18 protein-coding genes are annotated in these 20,529 nt (G+C 68.5%); 9 read left to right on the plus strand and 9 right to left on the minus strand.

Annotated features, from left to right (window positions below):
* A partial coding sequence (locus UK23_RS52965) for a hypothetical protein (protein ID WP_045314436.1) occupies positions 1–221 on the plus strand: 221 nt, incomplete at its 5' end.
* Positions 222–285: 64 nt separating this feature from the next.
* Complete coding sequence (locus tag UK23_RS26895) at positions 286–2,511, plus strand: ATP-binding protein (RefSeq protein ID WP_052685084.1); 2,226 nt, start codon at positions 286–288, stop codon at positions 2,509–2,511.
* Positions 2,512–2,538: 27 nt separating this feature from the next.
* On the opposite strand, the gene UK23_RS26900 is transcribed toward UK23_RS26895, so the two are convergent.
* The 5 genes from UK23_RS26900 to UK23_RS26920 all read right to left on the minus strand — a co-directional run bounded on the left by UK23_RS26900 (position 2,539) and on the right by UK23_RS26920 (position 8,293).
* Positions 2,539–3,153 (minus strand): LysE family translocator, encoded by a 615-nt coding sequence (locus tag UK23_RS26900; RefSeq protein ID WP_045314437.1) that lies wholly within the window; start codon positions 3,151–3,153, stop codon positions 2,539–2,541.
* Positions 3,154–3,311: 158 nt separating this feature from the next.
* Positions 3,312–3,920: a LysE family translocator gene (locus tag UK23_RS26905; protein WP_045314438.1), complete on the minus strand. Its 609-nt coding sequence runs from the start codon at positions 3,918–3,920 to the stop codon at positions 3,312–3,314.
* Positions 3,921–4,067: 147 nt separating this feature from the next.
* Complete coding sequence (locus tag UK23_RS26910; protein WP_196777909.1) at positions 4,068–4,604, minus strand: DUF4232 domain-containing protein; 537 nt, start codon at positions 4,602–4,604, stop codon at positions 4,068–4,070.
* Between the two features lie 90 nt (positions 4,605–4,694).
* Positions 4,695–5,840 carry an acyl-CoA dehydrogenase family protein gene (locus tag UK23_RS26915; protein WP_045314440.1) on the minus strand — a complete coding sequence of 382 codons (1,146 nt, stop codon included), beginning with the start codon at positions 5,838–5,840 and terminating at the stop codon, positions 4,695–4,697.
* Positions 5,841–5,938: 98 nt separating this feature from the next.
* Positions 5,939–8,293: a chitinase C-terminal domain-containing protein gene (locus UK23_RS26920; protein ID WP_045314441.1), complete on the minus strand. Its 2,355-nt coding sequence runs from the start codon at positions 8,291–8,293 to the stop codon at positions 5,939–5,941.
* A gap of 130 nt (positions 8,294–8,423) precedes the next feature.
* Here UK23_RS26920 and UK23_RS26925 point away from each other — a divergent pair, with 130 nt between their 5' ends.
* Together UK23_RS26925 and UK23_RS26930 are read left to right on the plus strand one after the other, a co-directional pair.
* Positions 8,424–9,014: a PadR family transcriptional regulator gene (locus UK23_RS26925; RefSeq protein WP_231114688.1), complete on the plus strand. Its 591-nt coding sequence runs from the start codon at positions 8,424–8,426 to the stop codon at positions 9,012–9,014.
* Positions 9,011–10,129, plus strand: coding sequence for an FAD-dependent oxidoreductase (locus tag UK23_RS26930; protein WP_052685086.1), 1,119 nt, complete (start codon positions 9,011–9,013; stop codon positions 10,127–10,129). The genes UK23_RS26925 and UK23_RS26930 overlap by 4 nt, the downstream gene beginning before the upstream one ends.
* Here UK23_RS26930 and UK23_RS26935 read toward each other — a convergent pair.
* Positions 10,122–10,574 carry an Lrp/AsnC family transcriptional regulator gene (locus tag UK23_RS26935; RefSeq protein ID WP_045314470.1) on the minus strand — a complete coding sequence of 151 codons (453 nt, stop codon included), beginning with the start codon at positions 10,572–10,574 and terminating at the stop codon, positions 10,122–10,124. The genes UK23_RS26930 and UK23_RS26935 overlap by 8 nt on opposite strands.
* A 119-nt stretch (positions 10,575–10,693) precedes the next feature.
* Between UK23_RS26935 and UK23_RS26940 the strand changes: the two genes are divergently transcribed.
* The gene (locus UK23_RS26940) at positions 10,694–11,452 is read left to right on the plus strand and encodes a hypothetical protein (RefSeq protein ID WP_156213402.1); all 759 of its coding nucleotides are present in this window, start codon (positions 10,694–10,696) and stop codon (positions 11,450–11,452) included.
* Here UK23_RS26940 and UK23_RS26945 read toward each other — a convergent pair.
* Together UK23_RS26945 and UK23_RS26950 are read right to left on the minus strand one after the other, a co-directional pair.
* On the minus strand, positions 11,437–12,105 hold the full coding sequence (locus UK23_RS26945) for a response regulator (protein WP_045314443.1): 669 nt from the start codon (positions 12,103–12,105) through the stop codon (positions 11,437–11,439). The two genes, UK23_RS26940 and UK23_RS26945, sit on opposite strands and share 16 nt — an antisense overlap.
* Positions 12,102–13,670, minus strand: a complete 1,569-nt coding sequence (locus tag UK23_RS26950; protein WP_045314444.1) for an ATP-binding protein — start codon at positions 13,668–13,670, stop codon at positions 12,102–12,104. The genes UK23_RS26945 and UK23_RS26950 overlap by 4 nt, the downstream gene beginning before the upstream one ends.
* Positions 13,671–13,803: 133 nt before the next feature.
* Between UK23_RS26950 and UK23_RS26955 the strand changes: the two genes are divergently transcribed.
* From UK23_RS26955 to UK23_RS26970, 4 genes are read left to right on the plus strand one after another with little or no spacing between them, the layout of a single operon-like run.
* Complete coding sequence (locus UK23_RS26955) at positions 13,804–14,787, plus strand: Bug family tripartite tricarboxylate transporter substrate binding protein (RefSeq protein WP_052685088.1); 984 nt, start codon at positions 13,804–13,806, stop codon at positions 14,785–14,787.
* Complete coding sequence (locus UK23_RS26960; RefSeq protein WP_045314445.1) at positions 14,784–15,275, plus strand: tripartite tricarboxylate transporter TctB family protein; 492 nt, start codon at positions 14,784–14,786, stop codon at positions 15,273–15,275. The genes UK23_RS26955 and UK23_RS26960 overlap by 4 nt, the downstream gene beginning before the upstream one ends.
* On the plus strand, positions 15,268–16,764 hold the full coding sequence (locus UK23_RS26965; RefSeq protein WP_045314446.1) for a tripartite tricarboxylate transporter permease: 1,497 nt from the start codon (positions 15,268–15,270) through the stop codon (positions 16,762–16,764). The genes UK23_RS26960 and UK23_RS26965 overlap by 8 nt, the downstream gene beginning before the upstream one ends.
* A 43-nt stretch (positions 16,765–16,807) precedes the next feature.
* Positions 16,808–19,777 (plus strand): BTAD domain-containing putative transcriptional regulator, encoded by a 2,970-nt coding sequence (locus UK23_RS26970; RefSeq protein ID WP_045314447.1) that lies wholly within the window; start codon positions 16,808–16,810, stop codon positions 19,775–19,777.
* Here the strand turns inward: UK23_RS26970 and UK23_RS26975 are convergent.
* Positions 19,749–20,507: a hypothetical protein gene (locus UK23_RS26975; protein ID WP_156213403.1), complete on the minus strand. Its 759-nt coding sequence runs from the start codon at positions 20,505–20,507 to the stop codon at positions 19,749–19,751. The two genes, UK23_RS26970 and UK23_RS26975, sit on opposite strands and share 29 nt — an antisense overlap.
* Positions 20,508–20,529: the final 22 nt, after the last annotated feature.

A 20,529-nucleotide genomic window follows, 5' to 3' on the forward strand; every position in this document is an offset into this window, starting at 1 on the left:
TGTACGGGTTCCGCTCGCTGTTCGCGTTCAAGGCGAAGTTCCAGCCCTCCTACCGCCCGATGTTCATGGCGTACCCGGACTCGGCCGCACTGCCTCGCATCGCGAACGCGGTGAGCCGCGCCTACCTGCCGCACCTCAACGCGCGTCAGGGAATCCGGCTCGCCAGCAAGATGATCGTCCGCACTCGTGAGCGCGTGACCACGCATGGTCGAACCCTCTAGGCCGAAAGGGTGGTGAGGTGATCCTCGTGGTCACCTCCGACCGTCGCTGAGCGAAGATGCGCCGATGACCGTGCGGGGCGATCTGCCTGCCCAGACCACGACGTTCATCGGCCGCCGGGCGGTGCTCGCCGAAACCGGGGCGCTCCTCGGCAAAGCCAGGCTGGTCACGTTGGTGGGGGCCGGCGGTGTCGGCAAGACGCGCATCGCCGTGGAGACCGGGCGGGCCGTGGCGCGGGCGGGGGCGTTCCAGCACGGGGTGTGGGTGGTGCCGCTCGCGGATCTCAAGGATCCGGCGTTGCTGGCGCGGACGGTCGCGGCGGAGTTGCGGATCGTCGACAACTCGCCGGATGCTGGGCTCGGGCGGCTCGTGGAGTCGTTGTACGACAAGCATTTGATGCTCGTGCTGGACAACTGCGAGCATCTGCTGGAGCCGGTGCGGCGCCTGGTGCACCACCTGTTGCGGGACTGCGAGGGGCTGACGATCCTCACGACGTCGCGGGAGCAGCTCGGCGTCTACGGCGAGCACCTGCTGTGGGTGCCGCCGTTGGGCGAGGACGCGGTGCAGCTGTTCGTGGAGCGTGCGGAGGCGGCCGGGGCGGCGTTGAGCGAGGTCGATCTGTCTGAGGTCGGTGCGTTGTGCCGGGCGTTGGGCGGGGTGCCGCTCGCGATCGAACTGGCGGCGGCGCGGCTGGCCGAGATGTCGTTGAAGGATGTGCTGGAGCAGCTCGGCCTGCCGGCCGGGGACGCGCACGGGGCAGCGCGCCACGTCACGCTGGAGCGGGCGTTCGAGTGGTCGGCGCGGCACTGCACGGACGAGGAGCGGCTGCTGTGGGCGGCGCTGTCGGTGTTCCCGGCGGACTTCGACCGCGCCGCGGCCGAGGCGGTGGCGGGCGGGGACGTGCTGGCGTCGTTGTCGGCGCTGGTGCGGAAGTCGATCGTGGTGGCGTCGACGAGTCAGGTCACGCAGCGGACGCGCTACCGGCTGTTGGACACCGTGTCGCAGTTCGGTGCGCGTCTGCTCGCGGACGAGTACGAACCGTTGCGGCGACACGTGTTGCACTACAGCGAGTTCGCGGACGAGGTGGCGCGCTCGTGGTTCTCGCCTGACGAGGCGCTGTGGATGGCGCGGCTGTGGGAGGAGTGGCCGAACATCCGCGCCGCGGTCGGGTACGCGCTCGGCACTTCCGACCTCGCCGAGGCCGGCGCGGTGATGGCGATGAACGTGCAGCGGAGCCGTTTCACGTCGTTCGCGGGCATGCTCGGGCAGGCGCGCGACCTGCTCGCGGTGGCGCGCAAGGTGATCACCGAGCCGCCGTTGCGGACGTCGTTGCTGGCGCATTGCGCACATCTGGCGCAGACGCAGGGCGACATGTCGGCGGCGGTTCCGTTGATGAACGAGGCGCGCGAGTTGCCGCGCATGCCGATGACCGACGTGGATCTGGTGTTCGTCGAGGCCACGAACCTCTTCTACGTGGATGGCTCACCGGACTGTGTGCCGCTGTACGCGCACGTCGTCGAACTTTCCCGTGAGTACGCGTCGCCGGGTGACACGTACATCGCCGAGCTGATGCACGCGATGGCGGCGTGTTTCCTGCTGGACGCGGAAGCCGCGGACAAGGCCACGACCGGGTTGATCAGGCTGGCGGAAAGCAACGGCGTCGGCTGGTCGCACGCGTGGGGGCTGTGGCATCAGGCGCTTTACGAGCTGTTGCACGGCGATCCGGCGCTGGTGCACCCGCTGGCGGTCGAGGCGTTGCGTATCCAGCTGGTGCTCGGCGACACCTGGGGTCCCGCGTACAGCCTGTGGTTGCTCGCCTGCACGTGCGCCGAGCTGGGCGCGCACGACCGCGCGGCACGGTTGCTGGGCGCGTTGCGGTCGCAGGAACGGGTTTCGCGGATCTCGTTCGGGAACATGAAGCCGTTCCAGAGGATGCTGGAACGAGCGGACCGCACGGTGCGCCGCGCGTTGGGCGACGACTACCAGGTGATCATGACGCTGGGCGCGGACCTGCGGCAGGAGCAGGCGATGGAGTTCGCGCTCGAGCCGGTGCCGGACTCCGAGCGCAAGCCGGTCAAGCCCACGTTGCCCGGCGGGCTGACCAAGCAGGAGTTCACCATCGCCGGACTGGTCGCGGAGGGGTTCACGTCGGCGCAGATAGGAGCGCGGCTCTTCATCTCGCCGCGGACGGCGGACCGGCACGTGGTCGACATCCGCGCGAAGCTGGGGCTGCCGAACCGGGTCGCGCTGGCCGCCTGGCACAGGTCGGCCACTGACACGGACACCCGGTGAGCTCGACGCCGCTCGACTCGGCCAGCTTCACCCGGCCGAGCTGTCGAATGCCAGCTTCAGTCCCAGCGCCACGAACACGGACGCGGTCAGGCGGTCGAGCAGAACCCGTTGACGCACCAGGAAGGCACGGGCTCGGCCGGCCACCGCGATCAGGATCGGCAGCCACACCAGGCCGAGGCCGAGGTGGATGGCGACGAGCACCGCGCCCCACGCGGGTTGTCCGGCGGGCATGAACTGGGGCAGCAGCGACAGGTAGAAGACGCCGACCTTCGGGTTGAGCAGGTTGGTCAACAGGCCGACGCGCAACGACGCCCCGGCGGTCGGGACCGGGCGGGAGTCCTGCGCCTCGACGGCCCTGCGGGACTGCCACAACGCCTTGGCGCCGAGGTAGATCAGGTAGGCGGCACCGAGCCAGCGGACGACGTCGTAGGCGAGTTCGGACGCCTGGAGCAGCGCGGTCAGGCCGGCGAGCCCGGCGACGGCCCAGACCAGGCAGCCGAGCGTGATGCCGAGGACCACTCCCAGCGCCGCGCGTTTGCCGGTGAACAGCGCCGTGCGCAGGACCAGCACCGTGTCAAGGCCCGGGGTGACGACGGTCAGCAGCGCGATCAGCGAGAAACTGAGGAGTGCGGCGGTCGACATGGGCTCATCCCATCACATCATCCCGGCCAGCCCGAGCATGCTCATCACCCGTGCGGAGAATCTCGTTCTCCTTCTCCAGCTCCGCCAGCCGCTGGCGCATCACCTTGAGGTGTCCGGCATTCGGGGACAACTCCACGGGTGGGTCTGACAGTTTTCGGCTAGCGGGCGTCCACTGCCGTTTTGAGGCCGAACGCGATCAGGGTGCTGGCCGAGAGGCGGTCGAGCAGGGTTCGCTGGCGGACCAGGAAGGCTCGAGCACGGCCGGCCGCGGTGATGAGGATCGGGAACCACAGCAGGCCGATGCCCAGGTGGATCGCCACCAGGACGGCACCCCAGGCCGGTTGGCCCACCGGGAGGAACTGCGGGAGCAGCGAGATGTAGAAGATGCCCGGCTTCGGGTTCAGCAGGTTGGTGAAGAGTCCTACCCGGATCGCCGCGCGTGCGGACGGGACGGGCGCGGGCTCGTCGACCGGAGCAGGGTGGCGGGAGGTCCACAACGCCTTGGCGCCCAAGTAGATCAGGTAGGCGGCGCCGAGCCAGCGGACGATGTTGTAGGCCAGTTCGGAGGCCTGCAGCAGGGCGGTGAGGCCGACCAGGCCCGCGGTTGCCCAGACCAGGCAGCCCAGGGTGCTGCCGACGACCACGGCCATCGCGGCCCGGCGGCCCACCAGGACGGCCGTTCGCAGCACCAGCAGGGTTTCCAGGCCCGGCGTGATGACGGTGAGCAGCGCGACGAGCGTGAAGCTCAGGAGTGCGGCGGTCGACATGTCGTCATCAGAACACGGAAACGCTGGGCCGCCGGAAGAATTAACACGGCCGACACAGCTTGGTGCAGCGGTGGTCGGCGGAGACGGGGACCTGCTCGACCTCGTCTCCGCTGACCATCACGAACCGTGCGCGCCGCTGCTCGACCGCTACCGGTACCAGGCGCGAACCCCCAAGCGGCCGGTGCTGCCGAGGTCGATGTAGAGGTCCCTGCCGTCCGAGGTCAGCAGCGGCTGGAACGTGCCACCTGGCGCGGCCGCGAGGTCGGCGTGCCTGGCGAGCTGCGGCGGCTCGATGGAGGTGTTGGTGTTCTTCCACATGAACTCGCTCTTCGCGCTCTCACCCGGCTGCACCACGATCGGTTGCGGCGGGTCGTCGAAACCGTCGACCCTGGAGATGCCGCCGGAGCCGTCGAGGATCTGCACGTCCAGCTGCTGCCGGTCCCCGTCGAACAGCTTCACCTGCGGGTATCCGTTGAGCTCCAGCGGTTCCGTGCCGCAGTTGAGCACCTCGATGCCACGGATGCGCAGACCCATCGCCGAGTCGCCGGTGGTCATCCGGAACTGCAGCCCGGTGTCGCACGACGGTTCGCCCGTCGTCGGCGTGCTCAGCGCGATCGGCTGCGGCACGGGTACCGCCTCAGGATGTGCTCCACAGCCCACCAGGCCCGCAAGCGCAGCAACCACAACGAAAATCCTGCCCCCAATTCTCATGCGACTGATCATGGCATGGCGACAACGAGGTGCGGGAAAACCTTCACAACTGGCCGAAAACCTTCACAAGAGGGGCGTGATGTTCGGTTCCACGCCCAGCAACGCGCGGCCGCACGCCTCCAGGTTCCACGACGGGTTGATCATCGCGTGCTTCAGGCCCGTCTGCATGTCGCGCAGCAGAACGCTGAGAGGACTGGACTCCGCCACGGCCGCCGCGCCGTGTGCGGCGACCAGCATCTCCAGCGCCTCACCGCACTGCCGCACCGCATGGGTGACGTGCAGACGGTGCCGCGCACGCGTCGCGTAGTCCGGGAAGGTGTCGGCCAACGCGTGGTCGTCGATCACCGAGGCGCACGAGTGAGCGAGCAACCGGGCGACGTCGATCTTGGCGGACGCCTCGGCGATCGCGATCTGGAACGCCGGCGAGTCGCTCTGCCGCTGGTAGGTCGTGAACGAGACGGGACGCTTGTCCGCCTTGGACATCACGTGCCCGAGCGCGGCCTCGGCCATCCCGAGGTACGGGCCGATCATGTACGTGAGCACGGTCGGAAGCAGTGCGGACCGGAACCGGGCACCCGAACCCAAAGGCCCGGCGATCGCGTCGCGCAACCTCAGGACGCGATGGTCCGGCACGAAAACGTCCCGTCCCACAACGAGATTGCTGCCGGTGGCACGCATGCCGACCGTGTGCCAGGTGTCCTTGATCCGCAGCTCGCTGAACGGAATCGCGGCAACCCCGGCATCCCCTTCCTCGATGGGGAACCCGAACACACCCCACGACGAGTGCAGGCAACCGGAAGCAGGGAACCACTCACCGGACATCCGCCAACCGCCGTCGACGCGCTCGGCTGTCGCATGTGGAGTGAGGACGACGCAGACGTGCGTGTCCGGACCGTCTGCGTAGATCTCCTGCTGAGCCTCGAAAGCCATCTGGGCGACCACGAGATCGGCCGCGCCCAGGATCATCACGACCCAGCTGGCCGACGGATCGCCGTACGCCAGCTCCGCCAGTGCGTCCACGGAGGTCCGCAGCCCCAGCTCCGAGCCGCCCAGCGATTCGGGCACGAACATGCGGAACATCCCGGCGTCCCGCATCGCCGCCATCGCCTCGCCGGTCAGCCGCCGATCGCGGTCACCCGCCGCCTGCTCCCGTGCCAGCACCGGCTTCAACGCGGCCGCTGCCTCGACGAACTCCGTTGATTCGCGCATGAGACGCCCCCTCACCCGCCGAAGCTAGCAAGGGGGCGCTCCCAGCGCCGGGCTACCTGATGCAGCGGGCCCGGAGAACGGAACAAGTGCTCAGCCGGTCAGACTCGTTCCCACAGCGCCGGGACGTTCGGCGGTTCCCAGCCTGTCAGCGACGTGTGCGCCTGACGACAGCGATAAGTCGCACCGCCATACGTCACCTGGGCTCCGGTGGCGTAGTAGGTGTTGGGAGCCCACGCGCTGCCGCCTGGGTTCGTCGTCGTAGTAGTTGTGGTTGTCGTAGTTGTGGTTGTCGTGGTTGTAGTTGTCGACGTGGTGGTGGAGGTCGGCGGGGTGCCACTGCCACGCGGCTGGTCACCCGAGATGACGTAGCTGTTGCCACCGAAGGTGAACGTGAAGTTCGACGGCGACGCGATCGGCATGTAGTAGTTCAGCCGGACGTCCACCGCGGCACCAGGCGCGATCGTCTGCCACGACGGCAGCGTCACGACGACGTGCTGGAAGTCGCCGCGCAACCCGCCCACGTTCGGCCCGCTGTGGCCACGCGCGGAAACCGCCAGCCCGAACCCGGACTGGTCGGTCATGCTGCCCGGCGCACTCGTGCCGTAGTCGAACTCGATCCGCGTGCCACCGGGGATCGTCACCGTCGAACTGTTCGTGATCCGCATCGTCGGATTGATCGGATAGTTGTTGTCGCCCAACGCGAACCCGCTCAAGCTGACACTCGCGTTCAACACGGACGACGGCATCGCGCGACCGGCCTTCGACGCACCATAAGGCGCCGCACCGCGCAGACCGTCATTGATCTTCGAGACCAGCGTGTCACCGATGTAGTACTGCGACTTGGTGCTGTCGTAGGCGTAGTCGCCCGCCAGCTCCCAGATCATGACGCCGCCGATGCCCTTGCCGGCCACGTAACTGGCCTTGGCGGCGATCGACACGTCGTCCTCGGTGGACAGATATACGCCCTTGGTGCTGTTCCACAACCAGGGTGAGACGAGAGTGCTGTTGTAGTTGCGGGCGTAGGTGCCGGTGAGCCGGTCGTCGGGGTCGTTGACCGGGTCGAGTCCGTACTTGGTGAGGTAGTCCGGCGTGATGCCGTTCTGCAGGTTCATCGCGTGCCACATGGGGTTCACGCCCGACGGCACCTCCATGCCGTTGAGCTCGTCGTGCCACAGGTTGTCGATACCGACCGCGCCGTTGCCGCAGGGGACGGTCGACCCGACGGTTCCGCCGGTACCGGGCGGGCACTGCGCCTGGTTGGGCAAGGCCGCGGTACCCCACAACCCGTTCGTGCCACCGGTCACGCCTCTCCAGCCACGCGTGTAGAAGCCGACGCCGATGTTGATCCGCCCGGCCTGCATCGCGCCGCGGAAGTAGTGGTAGGCCCAATCCGTGTTGAGATAGCCCTGCCCGTCGTACTGCGGCGTCGTGTACACCTGCCAGTGCGCGAGCTCGGCGTCCTGACCGTTGTCGTACAACGCGGCGTTCGGGCCCACGAAGTGGTTCCACGCGCCGTGCAGGTCGTAGCTCATGATGTTGACGTAGTCGAGGTAACGGGTGACGCCGTAGACCTCCTGGCCGCGCAACAACCAGCCGGACGCCGGAACCGCCGCCGTCAGCAGATAGTGCTTGCCGTCCGCCGCACCCGCGCGGTCGAGCTTGTCGCGCAACGTCTTCATCAGGTTCTCGTAGCCGGTCCACAACGTGCCGCGGTTCGCGTTGGAGATCCAGAAGTCGTCCGGGTTTCCGGCGTAGTTGTTCGACGTCGCGTACTCGTAGTCGATGTCCGCGCCGTTGAACCCGTACTGCCGCAGGAAAGCCACGACCGAGTCGGCGAACGTGTTGATCGACGCCTGCGACTGCGCGAGCTTGTAGAAGCCACCCGTGGCGTTGCGGGTGCCGTCCGGGTTCAGGATCCCGCCCGTCTCCGCCCAGCCGCCGATCGAGATCAGCGTCTTCACGTTCGGGTACTGCTTCTTGTACTTGGTCAGCAGGTTGAAGTGACCCTTGTAGGACAACGAAGGATCCATCTCGGCACCTGGCACGCCCGGCCACTCCATGCCGGTCGACGCGTTGTTCGCACCCGCCGGCCCGACCGAGATCCTGTTGTCCGTGCCGATGCCCGCGAACGCGTAGTTGAGGTGGGTGACCTTGGTCCACGGGATGTTGCTCGCCAGGTACGCGGGCGCGCCGTTCTTCCCCGTCCGCCAGCTGGTGAAGTACCCGATCACGCGACGGGACTTGTCGCCCATCTTCTCGCGGCCGGCGGTGTCGTAGACCGTGCAGTACGGAGTGTCGACGCCGGGTGTGCGGTAGAGGCCGTCCGGGCGGCAGTCCTCGTGACCCGCGGCGGCCGACGGCGACGGGTTCACGAGCGCGACCACGGCGAGACCGGCGGTGGTCACGAGGGCCGCGAGGAGGGGAAGGATCTTTCTGGAGAGGTGTCTGCGCATGCCGAACCTCCTGTGCAGGGAGGCGGCCTGTTCATCAAGTCTGGAACCGGGAAAGTTCACGGTCAATAGCCAATAGTTGACATCGACTAGTCAGTATCGGATAGTTGAGACTGACCAAGGAGGTCGGAACGTGCGTCGCAAGGTGTCGAACCCGCTGGCCCTGGCCGTGCTGGCGTTTCTCGTGATGGGTCCCATGCACCCCTACGAGCTGGGCAAACAGCTCAAGGACACGGGCAAGGACCGCAACATCAAGTTCAACCGCGGCTCGCTCTACATGGTCGTCGAGCAGCTCAAGAAGGCCGGGTTCGTCGCCGAGCAGGAGACCGTCAAGGACACCCAACGGCCCGAGCGCACGGTCTACGCGCTCACCGACGAGGGCCGTGAGGAGCTCTACGACTGGATGCGCGAGCTCGTCCGCGACCCGGTGCACGAGTACCCGCAGTTCGGCGTGGCGCTGTCGTTGATCTCCGTGCTCGACCCGGCGGAGGCGGTGGAGCTGCTCCGATCCCGCGCCGCCGCACTGAGGAAGGACATCGACGAGACGCACGCGATGGTCGCCGAGGCAACGGGCGAGGGCGTCGAGTGGATCTTCCTCGTTGAGGAGGACTACCGGGTCGCGGTGCTGGAAGCCGAACTGCGGCTGGTCGACAAGCTCACGGGGGAACTGGCGAAAGCCGACTACCAGCACCGGTGGCGGCAATTCTTCGGGAGGGAACAGTGAAGGCGTTAGTCATCGGGGGCGGCATCGCGGGACCGGTCACCGCGCTCGCCCTGCGGAAGGCCGGCATCGAGTCGGTCGTCTTCGAGGCGTACGACACGACCGCGGACGGCGTCGGCGGCATGCTCACCGTGGCACCCAACGGGCTCGCCGCTCTGCAGCTCGCCGGGCTCGAACCGGACTTCGGCGAACCCTTGCGCCACATGGTGATGGCCGACGCCAAGGGCCGCACGCTGGGCAGGATCAGCGGAGACCCGAGTCGGGTCGTCACGCGCGCCGAGCTGTACCAACGACTGCGCGAGCTGACCGTGGCGCAGCAGATCAAGGTCGAGTACGGCAAGCGCCTGGCAGACGTCACGAACGACGAAAACGGTGTCACCGCAACGTTCTCCGACGGAAGCAAAGAGACCGGCGACGTGTTGATCGGCGCCGACGGCATCCGTTCGAGAGTACGCGCGATCATCGATCCCCAAGCGCCACAACCGGAGTACGTGGGCCTGCTCGGTTTCGGTTCGTACGCGGAGAACAGCGGCGTGCACGGCGACCCGGAGACGATGTACTTCGTGTTCGGCAGCTCGTTCCTCGGCTACTGGGAACAACCCGACGGGACCGTGGCCTGGTTCAACAACCTCGCGGTCGAGCATCCGGACCAGGAGTCCGGGAACTGGCTGGAACGACTCCGCGAGGCGTACGGCGACGACCTGCCCGCGAAGCAACTTCTGGCGCACAGCAGTGAAGTCGTCGCAGCCGGCCCGTTGGAGATCATGCCGAGCGTCCCGCACTGGTACCGCGACCGCATGGTCCTCGTCGGTGACTCCGCCCACGCCCCGAGCGCCAGCTCCGGCCAAGGTGCCTCGCTGGCCGCCGAGTCCGCGATCCAGCTCGCCCGCTGCCTGCGCGACATCCCGGACCTGCCAACGGCTTTCGCGACCTATGAACAGCTGCGCAGGCCACGCGTCGAACGGATCGCGGCACGCGCGGCCAAGACCAACAGCGACAAGCGCGGCATGGGCCCGCTCACCCGCCTGCTGATGCCACTCGTCATGAAGACCTTCGGCGCCAAGGCTTTCACGAAGGACCAGAACTACCGCATCGACTGGGACGCGAAGGTCAGCTGAGGTCGAGCAGGTCGCTGGTGTTGATGGCGATGTCCCGCAACACCAGCCGGCTGCGGATCTCCCGCACCCCGTGGTCCTGCCGCAACTGGTTGACCACCGTCTCGAACTCCGCGGGATCCACGCAGGCCATCCGGATCTGGTAGTCGTACTCCCCCGTCATCCTGGCGCCGGACACCACCTGTGGCAGACGCTGGAGCGCCCGCTCGAACCGGCCGCGGTCCGCGTCCTCGCGCAGGCGGATGTCGCTGACCATGTTCAGGCCCCTGCCCAGCGCGGCCGGGTCGATCTCGGCCCGAAAGCCGCTGATCACGCCGGAGGTCCGCAGGCGGCGCACCCGGTCCGCCACGGTGTTGGCGGACAGCCGCACCTCCTTGCTCAGCTCGTTGTAGGACGCACGGGCGTCCCGTTCCAGCAGTCGCACCAGCTCGCGGTCGATGGCGTCCACCACTCCATCGTGAAGAACTCGGTCAAGCGAAGCAAGTGCTGAGGAAAACTCGGCAGATCCCAGCAGATGAGCAGGATTTCCGAGCCATGTTCGCCGGGATCCGTGGAAATGTGCTGACCATGGAGGTTCTGCTGTTTCCGCTGGTCCTGCCCGTGTTCACCATCCCGATGCTGACAGTGGTCCAACGACGGTTCGGTCACCGCCTGGGCGGGCGACTGGCCGGTCTCCCGACGACCACTCTCCCGTTGCTGCTGGCACTGCTCATGCTCGACGGCACAGAAGCCGCAGCACACGCGGCACGAGGAATCGTCGCCGGACAGCTCGTGTTCGTCGCGTTCTGCCTCGGCTACGGGCGGCTCGGCCGGTGGGTGCGCACCCCGACGGCCGCCGTCGTGGTCGCGCTGGTCGTCGCCGCGGCGGCGTTCTCGTTCGCGGCTGACAGTTCCCCGTGGACGGCGGCAGTGGTGGCACTGGCCGCGGTGATCGCCGGACTCGTGACCTGGACAGCGCCAGGACCCGTCGAGCCCTCGCCCGCACCACGCTGGGACGCACCGGTACGCGTGCTGGTCACCGTGTCCGTGCTGGCAGGACTTGCTGTGGTGGCGCGGTTTCTCGGGCCGCAACTGGCCGGCCTGCTGTCGTGCGTCCCGGTGGTGCTGACGATCCTCGCCTCGTCGACCCACCACCGCTCGGGCTTCCCCGCCGCGGAAACCCTGGTGCGCGGCGCCTTGCGGTCCGCGCCGGCGACGTTGACGTTCGCCGTGATCACCGCCTTCGGGCTGCCCCACTTCGGGCCGATCGCACTCGGAGCGGCCCTCGCCGGACTGATCGTCACCGACCAGCTGGTGGGCCGGCTCCTCGCTCAGGTCAGCCGGTAACCGTGCGCGGGCCGGTTCGCCATGCCGTACCGCGGCTGCACCTCCGCCATCCCGATGGTCACCAGGTGCTCCAGGTACCGCCGCGCACTGACCCGCGACAACCCGGCCCTGTCCCCGACCTCCTGCGCCGACAGGTCGGCCTCGCTGTCCTTCAACGCATCCGTCACCAGTCGCAAAGTAACCGCCGACAGTCCCTTGGGCAGCACCACCCGCGGACGGTGGTGCATCAACTGGTCGACGTCCGCCTGGTCCAGCACCTGACCGAGCCGTTGCACCTCGGTCCGCTGGGCCAGGTACTCGCGCATCCGATCCAGGAAAGCCGTGCGCGTGAACGGTTTCACCAGGTAGTTGTCGACACCGCGGGACATCGCCTGGCGCACGGTTTCCCGTTCCCGCGCGGCCGTCACCGCGATGACGTCCACGGGAGGTCCGCTGCGAGCACGCAACCGCGCCAGCACCTCCAGCCCCGACATGTCCGGCAGGTGGATGTCGAGCAGCACGAGGTCCGGCCGCAACGCCTCGACAGCACGCAACGCCTCACCGCCGCGGTGCGCCTCGCCGACCACCTCGAACCCCGGCATCGCCTCCAGGAACCCGCGGTGAATGGCGGCCACGGCGAAGTCGTCGTCCACGACCAGGGTCCGCACGCTCATCGGTTCCCCGTCTCCGGCAGCCACACGTCGAAGGACGCGCCGCCCATCTCCGAGTCGGTGATCGCCACGTGGCCGCTGCGACGGGTGACCACCCTCGACACCAACGCGAGTCCAATCCCCCGGTCGGCGCCCTTGGAACTGACGCCCAGGTCGAAGATCCGGCCGCGTTGCGACTCGGCCACCCCGGATCCGTCGTCGTCCACGACCATCCGCACTCCTTGTGCCGACGAACGAACCAGCACGCGCACCGTGCCACCTGTCTCCGCGGCGTCCACGGCGTTGTCCACGAGGTTGCCCAGCACGGTCAGCGCGTCGTCGCCCGCGCGGATGTCCACCGCGCTGTCCGGGTCCAGCCTCAGCTCCACGCCGCGTTCGTGCGCGGTGGAGGACTTGGCCAGCAGCAACGCCGCCAGCGCGGGATCGGCGTTGGCACCGTCGATGATGTCCGCGGTGATCGAACCCGCGCCCCCGACCCGTTCGATGTAGGCGACCGCGTCGGTGCGGCGGTCCAGCTCCAGCAGACCGCCGATGACGTGCAGGTGGTTGGAGAACTCGTGGGCCTGCGCGCGCAACACCTCGGTAACGGTGCGCTGGCCGTCCAGTTCGCGCAATGCGTCGTGCAACTCGGTTCGGTCACGCAAGGTCAGGACGACACCGACTGCCCGATCGTGCGTCTTGGCCGTCATCCGGTTCGCGACCAGCACCCGTTCCCCGGCCAGCACCAGCCGGTCCGCGAGGTCGTCCTCCGCCCGTGCCAGCTCGAGCAGACCTTCGTCGAGCACGTCCGCGGCAGGCAGCCCGGTCGGGTTCTCCGACAAACCCAGCAGCCGCAACGCCTCGTCGTTGACGAGTGCCAGCCGTTGCCGATCATCAACGGCCACCACGCCTTCGCGGATGCCGTGCAGCATCGCGTCACGCGTTTCCAGCAGCTGTGCGATCTCGGCTGGTTCGAGCCGGAACGTCCGGCGCCGCACCAGTTGCGTGACCAGCGCGGCACCGAGCACACCGACCAGTGCGGCGGCCGCGAGCCACCCGATCAGCTCCGGCAGGTCCTCGGCGAGGTCGTCCGCCAGCTGGCTCTCCAGGATGCCGACCGACGCCATGCCGATGATGTGTCCATCGGCCGCGCGCACCGGAACCTTGGCGCGCAACGACGTGCCGAGCGTGCCGGTCTCAGTCCCGACGAACACCTCGCCGGACAAAGCCGCCGTGGGATCCGTGGACACCCGCTCGCCGATGCGCCGGGGATCGGGATGCGCGTACCGGACGCCGTTGCGATCGGTCACCACCACGTACGTGACCTGCGAAGCCTTGCGGATCAGCTCCGCCAGCGGCTGGATGGTCGCGGCCGGGTCGGGTGAGTCGAACGCCTGCACCACCGTCGGCAACCTGGCCACGCTCTCCGCCACCGACAGCATCCGGTCCTTGTACGCCTCGCGGATCCGATCGCTCTGCAGCTTGGCCGCGAGCAGCCCGGCGGCACAGGTCGTCATCAGCACGATGACCACCTGCAACACCAGCAGCGAGACGCCCAGCGAGACCGACCGGCGGAACATGAGGGGCATTCTTACGCACCACATGTGAACTGGGTCACGAACTTAACGACCAATACGTCCCTTACGACCTATGCACCGGTTTGAGACCCGCAGGTACCTAGCGTTCCCGCCCAACGTTCGCGACGAGGCGGAGGAGTGCTCGATGGGTACGAGCTGGAGACGTGCGGCGGCGGTCGCGGCCGTCGGACTGGTGCTCGCGGGATGCGGTCAGGCGGCGAAGAGCTCCGGCGGCGGCAACGACGGCATCGGCAAGCTGGAGATCATGGCACCGGCCGACCCCGGAGGCGGCTGGGACCAGACTGCGCGGGCCATGCAGACTGCCGTGTCCGGGGCGAAACTCGCCGGATCCGTGCAGGTCAGCAACGTCGGCGGCGCCGGTGGCACGGTCGGCCTGCAGAAGCTCGCCAACGAGCGGTCCGAGTCGTTCCTGATGATCACCGGCCTGGTGATGGTCGGCGCGGTCGAGACGAACAACTCGGCGGCGCGCATGGAGGAGGTCACGCCGATCGCCCGGCTGACCGCCGAGGACGAGGTGCTCGTCGTGCCCGCGGACTCGCCGTACCAGGACGTCGAGGAGCTGCTGGCCGCGATCGCGGAGAAGGGCAAGGGCGTGTCGATCACCGGCGGTTCGGCCGGCGGCACCGACCACATCCTCGCCGGGATGCTGCTCAAGGCGAAGGACATCTCCCCGGACAAGCTCAACTACGTCCCGTACTCGGGCGGTGGCGAGTCGCTGGCCGCGTTGCTCGGCAAGAAGGTCGACGCCGGGATCTCGGGCATCGGCGAGTACCGCGAGCAGATCAAGGCCGGCAAGCTGCGCGCGCTCGGCACGTCCGGCCCCAACCAGGACCCGACGCTGAAGGTGCCGACGTTCAAGGACCTCAACCTGGGCGTCGAGCTGACGAACTGGCGCGGTGTCGTGGCGCCGGGCGGGATCAAGCCGGAGGCCAAGGAGCGGCTCACGAAGCTGGTCACCGACATGCACTCCAGCCCTCAGTGGCAGGAAGAGCTGAAGAAGAAGGGCTGGACCGACACGTTCCTGAGCGGCAGCGAGTTCTCCACGTTCCTGAACAAGGAGATCGGCCGCATCCGCCCCGCGCTGCAGAACATCGGGCTCGTGAAGTGATTGCGGCAAAAGTCGAGGAGTACGCGTTCGGCGGTCTGGTCGCGGCGATCGGGGTCTTCACCCTGGTCGACGCGACCACGATCGTCGCGCGTGACGACAACGCGGTCGGCCCGCGTGCTTTTCCTTACGCCGTAGGGGCTTTGCTCGTCGTCACGGGCATCGCGGCGATCATCGCCACCGCCCGGGGCAAGCTCGGCCAGGCTGAAGAGGGCGAGGACGTCGACGCCGACGTCCGCACCGACTGGGTCACGGTCGCCAAGCTGGCGGCGGTGCTCATCGCGCATCTGGTGCTGATCGGACTGGTCGGCTGGCCGGTCGCGGCGGCGGTGCTGTTCTTCGGCGCGGCCTGGACGCTCGGCGCGGTGTGGTGGCGCGCGTTGCCGATCGCGGTGGTGCTGGCGTTGGTCGTGCAGGTGGTGTTCTCGTACGGGCTGGGCCTGTCGCTGCCCGCCGGGATCTTCGAAGGGGTGCCGTTCCTCGATGGGTGACCTCAACGCTCTCCTGGAGGGGTTCGCGACCGCCGCGCAACCCATGTACCTGCTGTACGCGTTGCTGGGCGTCACGCTCGGCACCGCTGTCGGCGTGCTGCCGGGCATCGGACCGGCGATGACGGTGGCGTTGCTGCTGCCGTTGACCTACACGCTCGACCCGACCGCGGCGCTGATCATCTTCGCGGGCATCTACTACGGCGGCATGTACGGCGGGTCCACGACGTCGATCCTGCTGAACACACCGGGTGAGTCGGCCTCGATCGTGACCGCCTTGGAAGGCAACAGGATGGCCCGCGCCGGACGTGGCGCGGCAGCGTTGGCCACCGCCGCGATCGGGTCGTTCGTGGCGGGCACCATCGCGACCGTGCTGCTGACGTTGCTCGCACCGTCCATTGCGGACATCGCCGTGACTCTCGGGCCTGCTGACTACGTGGCTTTGATGGTGGTGGCGTTCACGACCGTGGCGGCGCTGCTCGGCTCGTCGCCGGTGCGCGGGCTGGCGTCGCTGGGGCTCGGGCTGTTCATCGGCCTGGTCGGCACGGACACGCTGACCGGGCAGCAGCGGTTCACGCTGGGTGTGGCGACGCTGGCCGACGGCATCGACGTGGTCGTGGTGGCGGTCGGGGTGTTCGCGGTGGGCGAGGCGCTGTACGTGGCGTCGCGGTTGCGGCACGGGCCGATCGAGGTCGTGCCGGTGGGCGGCAAGTGGATGACCCGCGAGTTCTGGGCGCGGTCGTGGAAACCGTGGCTGCGCGGTACCGCCATCGGCTTCCCGATCGGAACCGTTCCCGCCGGTGGTGCGGACGTGTCGACGTTCCTGTCGTACGCGGCAGAGAAGAAGCTCTCGAAGCGGCCGGAGGAGTTCGGGCACGGGGCGATCGAGGGCGTGGCGGGTCCGGAGGCGGCCAACAACGCCGCTGCGGCGGGTGTTCTGGTGCCGTTGCTGACGCTCGGGTTGCCGACGACCGCGACCGCCGCGGTGATCGTGGCGGCGTTCCAGAGCTACGGGATCCAGCCGGGGCCGTTGCTGTTCACGAACAACTCGGCGATGGTGTGGGCGTTGATCGCGTCGCTGTACATCGGCAACGTGATGCTGCTCGTGCTGAACCTGCCGCTGGTCAAGATCTGGGTGAAGGTGCTGCAGATCCCGCGGCCGTACCTGTACGCGGGAATCCTGTTGTTCGCCGCTTTGGGCACCTATGCGGTCAACTTCGTGGTGGACGACCTGATCGTGCTGCTGGTGATCGGGGTGGCCGGGTTCTTCATGCGGCGGCACGGTTATCCGGTCGCGCCTCTGGTCGTGGGCATGATCCTCGGGCCGATGGCGGAGGAACAGCTGCGCCGCACGTTGCAGATCAGCGAAGGCTCTCTCATCGCGCTGGTCGCGAGCCCGTTCGCCGCTGTCGCCTACAGCATCCTGGCCGTGATTCTGGTGGTGGCGACTGTGATGCGGTTGCGACGCAAGAAGACAGAGGTGACCGTGTAACGCTTTCGGGTCAGCGACGATCTTGGGGCGTGGGAGGACAAAGGTGATCCGGCGGCCCCGGCTCGAGGGGCTGCTCTGCACGACGAGGCTCACTACTCTCGTCGCACCAGCCGGTTACGGCAAGACGACGCTGCTCACTCAGGCGCACACCGACCGTCCGGTGGTGTGGCACACCTGCCAAGAAGGCCATCGGCTGTTGCAGCCGATGGCTTTGGCGTTGGCGGCCAACCGGACCAGCGTGCCGGCGGTGTCCGGTGAGGACGAGGCAGGCCGGGCGCACGCCATCGCCGGGCTGCTGATCGACGCCTGGCCGCCGGACGTTCTCGTCGTGCTGGACGACATCCAGGTGCTGAGACAAGGGGATTCGGCCGTTGCGCTGCTGGAGGCGCTGTGCCTGCAGCTGCCCGCGAGCGCGCGGCTGGTCCTGTCCGGACGTGTGCTGCCGCCGTTCTCGTTGCGGCGCTTGAAGGTTGACGGGGAGCTGACCGAGATCACCGCGTCTCAACTGGCGTTCAGCGCGGAGGAGACCACTGTGGTCGCCGGCCACGACGTGCACGAGGTGACCGGCGGGTGGCCGATCGCGGTGCGGCTCGTCGCGGAGACGGGCACGGTCGAGGAGCTCGCCGACCTGGTCGACGAAGTCGTCGGCAGAGAACCGGAACAAACCCGGTCTTTGTTGAGGACCGCCGCCGCGTTCGATCGATTCACCACGGATCTTCTTGTGGAGCTGGGACATTCCGGTGCTCCGACGATCTTGCCCGACCTTGCGCGACGCGGGTTGTTCGTCGAGCACGTCCGCGCCGAACCCGGCTGGTTCACGCTGGTGCCGTTGGCGCGCGAGTACGTGGAACCGGCGGTCGGCGTGCACCGGACGGCGGCTCGTTGGTTCACCTCACGTGGTGAGTACGTGCGGGCGGTCGATTCCCTTGCCGCGCTGGAGGATTGGCCTGGTGTCACGGCATTGCTCGGCGATGTGCTGCGGACGGGTGGCGCGGACGCGGTGCTCGCGGCGACCGGACTGGTGCCCGAAGACCAGCGCACGGCCGAGGTGTGGCAGCTCGAAGGCGTCGCGCACCAGTTGCGCGGAGAGTGGCGGCAGGCGGCGGACCGGTTCACGAAAGCCACCGAGGACGGGCTGACCGCGGAGCTGGCCTGGCGGATGGCGTGGATCCAGCACCTGCGCGGCGGGCCAGAGGACGCGTTGAAGATCTGCGACGACTGCGCGGACAGCTCGGACCCGATGCTGCTCAGCACCGCGGCGAGCGCGCACTGGGCGCTGGGCGACCTGGAAGCGGCGCAGGCCAAGGCGAACCAGGCGCTGGAGACGGCCACCACCGACTGCGCGATCGGCACCGCGCACACCGTGCTCGCGATGGTCGCTGCGGCACAAGGGAAGCGCGACGAGCTGACCGAGCACTACGACATCGCGCTGGACCACGCGCAGAAGGCCGGTGACGTGCTCGGCGTCATCCGCATCCGGTCCAACCGGGCGTCGCACCACGTCGAGGCCGGTGAGCACCGGGCGGCGTTGCGGGAGATCGAGGAGATGCTGCCGCTGGCGGACGTCACGGGGTTCGCGACGTACCGGGCGATCGGGCTGCACAACCGCGGCGAGGCGTTGCTCGGGCTCGGCCGGCTGGACGAGGCGGCGGCGGATTTCCTCGCGGCGCAGAAGGTGTTCGACCAGGCGGGGAGCTGGCTCGCGGCGGCACCGCTGGTGTATCTGGGCGAGGTGCACCGCAAGCGGGGCGACCGGGCGTTGGCGGGATACGCGCTGCACGAGGCGTTGCGGCTCGCGTCGGCCAAGAACACCGTGCCGCACATGATTCTGGCGCACGTCGGACTGGCCGAGCTCTTCTCCGACGACGACCCCGAACTGGCACGCGAGCACGCCCGCAAAGCGTTGGAACTGGGCGAAAGCGTGGCGGCACTGCTCGTGCTGGGCTGGCTCGACCACGACAAGGCCCGGTGCCAGGAGGCGGCGGAGATCGCGACCCGGCGTGGCGACCGGGCCGGGTTCGCGCGGGCGTTGCGGCTGCGCGGGGTGCTGGAACGCGACCCGGTGCTGCTGGACCAGGCACTGACGTTGTGGCGCGAGATCGGCAACCCGCTCGGCGAGGTCAGGGTGCGCACGGCGCAGGCGATGCTGATCGGTGGTGCCGCCGGCGAGCAACTCGCCTCCGAAGCGAGGCGGGAAGCTGCGGATCTCGGTGCTCGGGTGCTCGCGGAAGCGGCGGCGAGCGTTGCCGAGAGGTGCCGGAAGGAGAGCAGGCCGGAGCTGTTCATCCAGACGCTGGGCGGGTTCCGGGTGCTGCGCGACGGCGAACCGCTGCCACCCGCCGCGTGGCAGTCGCGCAAGGCCAGGGACCTGGTGAAGATCCTCATCGCGCGGCGCGGACGGCCGATCACCCGTGAGGCGCTCGGAAACCTGCTGTGGCCGGACGAGGAACCGGAGAAGGTCGCGAACCGGCTCGCCGTCGCGTTGTCCACGGCTCGCAGTGTTTTGCGCGCTGGTACGGGAATCGTGGCCGAAGGTGACGCGATCCGGCTCGACCCGGACGTGCTGCCCGTCGACGTGGTGTCGTTCCTGGCTGACGCACGCGCTGGACTCGCTGCGGCACAACGCAATTCATCCGAAGCGCAGCCGCTGCTGGCGGCCGCCGAGTCCGCGTATCACGGTGACTTCCTGGAAGAGGACCCTTACGAGGACTGGGCCGGGCGGCTGCGCGAGGAAGCCCGGTTGATCTACCTGCAGGTCGTGGCGGTGCTCGCCGCACGGGCCGAGTCCGGTGGGGAGTACGCGCTGGCCAGCAGGTATTGCCTGCGCGTACTGGAACGCGACCCGTACGACGAGCCTGCGCACCTGATGCTGGTGCGCGTCCTCGCCGCCGGAGGGAGTCACGGGGAGGCGAGGAGGTGTTACCAGACCTACGTCACGCGAATGCGTGAGATCGAGGTCGACCCTCGGCCATTTCCAGGAATATTCATTGGGAGCACACCGCGTAGGGCGTGATCGACCACCGGATGGCCTGGCCCTGCGCGTCCGCCGCCTCACCCGTGACGGTCGCGACGGGCCCGGCCGGTTCGACGTCCGAGATGATCGCGCCGCCGACCGATCCGCCGGCGCTGATCACCTGCTCGTCGCCCTGACAGGCGATGTTCCTCGTCCCGGTCTTGCTCATCACGACCGACGTGGTGCCGCCGCGCAGGACCAGGCCGGGCCTGGTGCCGCAGATCGCGTACGCCGTCACGTCCGCGTTGCCGGAGGTCTCGATCAGGGCGCCCTTGAGGTTGCTCTTGGGCGCCATCTTCGTGAAATGCACGCCCTCGCCCGCGATCTCCCCGCCGACACCGAGCGTCTTCTGCTGGCTCGGGCACGACGCTTCGGCGTTCTTCGTGCCGCTCTTGGCCACCAGGTTGACCTCACCCGCCGCGCACTTCGCCCGCGCCTTCACCGTCCACGACTGCACGGTCCCCGCACCGTGCTCGACCGCCGTGACTTCAACGCTGCTGAGGTCGTCGCTCGGCCGCACCCGCGTGATCGTCGTGCGCTCGCCGGTCACCGAACCGCCGACGCCGACGACCTTCGTGCCGCTCGGGCAGGTGACCGACACGGTCTTGTCCGCCGACGAGGCCGCACTGGTGTTCTGCACCTGTACGACCTCGTCGGCGGCCGCGTACGCCACGGCCGGGCTCGTCAAGCTCAGCACGACCAGAGCCGTGCTCATCACCTTCGCGTTCATGCCCGAAGGATGCCGAGCCCGC

Source organism: Lentzea aerocolonigenes, from assembly GCF_000955955.1.
In the GTDB taxonomy this organism is placed as follows: Bacteria; Actinomycetota; Actinomycetes; order Mycobacteriales; family Pseudonocardiaceae; genus Lentzea; species Lentzea aerocolonigenes_A.

Bases quoted from the DNA above. Each gene is read 5' to 3' on its own strand.
- UK23_RS26895 (WP_052685084.1), top strand. From the start codon at position 286: ATGACCGTGCGGGGCGATCTGCCTGCCCAGACCACGACGTTCATCGGC.
- UK23_RS26900 (WP_045314437.1), bottom strand. From the start codon at position 3,153: ATGTCGACCGCCGCACTCCTCAGTTTCTCGCTGATCGCGCTGCTGACC.
- UK23_RS26905 (WP_045314438.1), bottom strand. From the start codon at position 3,920: ATGTCGACCGCCGCACTCCTGAGCTTCACGCTCGTCGCGCTGCTCACC.
- UK23_RS26915 (WP_045314440.1), bottom strand. From the start codon at position 5,840: ATGCGCGAATCAACGGAGTTCGTCGAGGCAGCGGCCGCGTTGAAGCCG.
- UK23_RS26920 (WP_045314441.1), bottom strand. From the start codon at position 8,293: ATGCGCAGACACCTCTCCAGAAAGATCCTTCCCCTCCTCGCGGCCCTC.
- UK23_RS26940 (WP_156213402.1), top strand. From the start codon at position 10,694: ATGGAGGTTCTGCTGTTTCCGCTGGTCCTGCCCGTGTTCACCATCCCG.
- UK23_RS26945 (WP_045314443.1), bottom strand. From the start codon at position 12,105: ATGAGCGTGCGGACCCTGGTCGTGGACGACGACTTCGCCGTGGCCGCC.
- UK23_RS26950 (WP_045314444.1), bottom strand. From the start codon at position 13,670: ATGCCCCTCATGTTCCGCCGGTCGGTCTCGCTGGGCGTCTCGCTGCTG.
- UK23_RS26955 (WP_052685088.1), top strand. From the start codon at position 13,804: ATGGGTACGAGCTGGAGACGTGCGGCGGCGGTCGCGGCCGTCGGACTG.
- UK23_RS26965 (WP_045314446.1), top strand. From the start codon at position 15,268: ATGGGTGACCTCAACGCTCTCCTGGAGGGGTTCGCGACCGCCGCGCAA.
- UK23_RS26975 (WP_156213403.1), bottom strand. From the start codon at position 20,507: ATGAACGCGAAGGTGATGAGCACGGCTCTGGTCGTGCTGAGCTTGACG.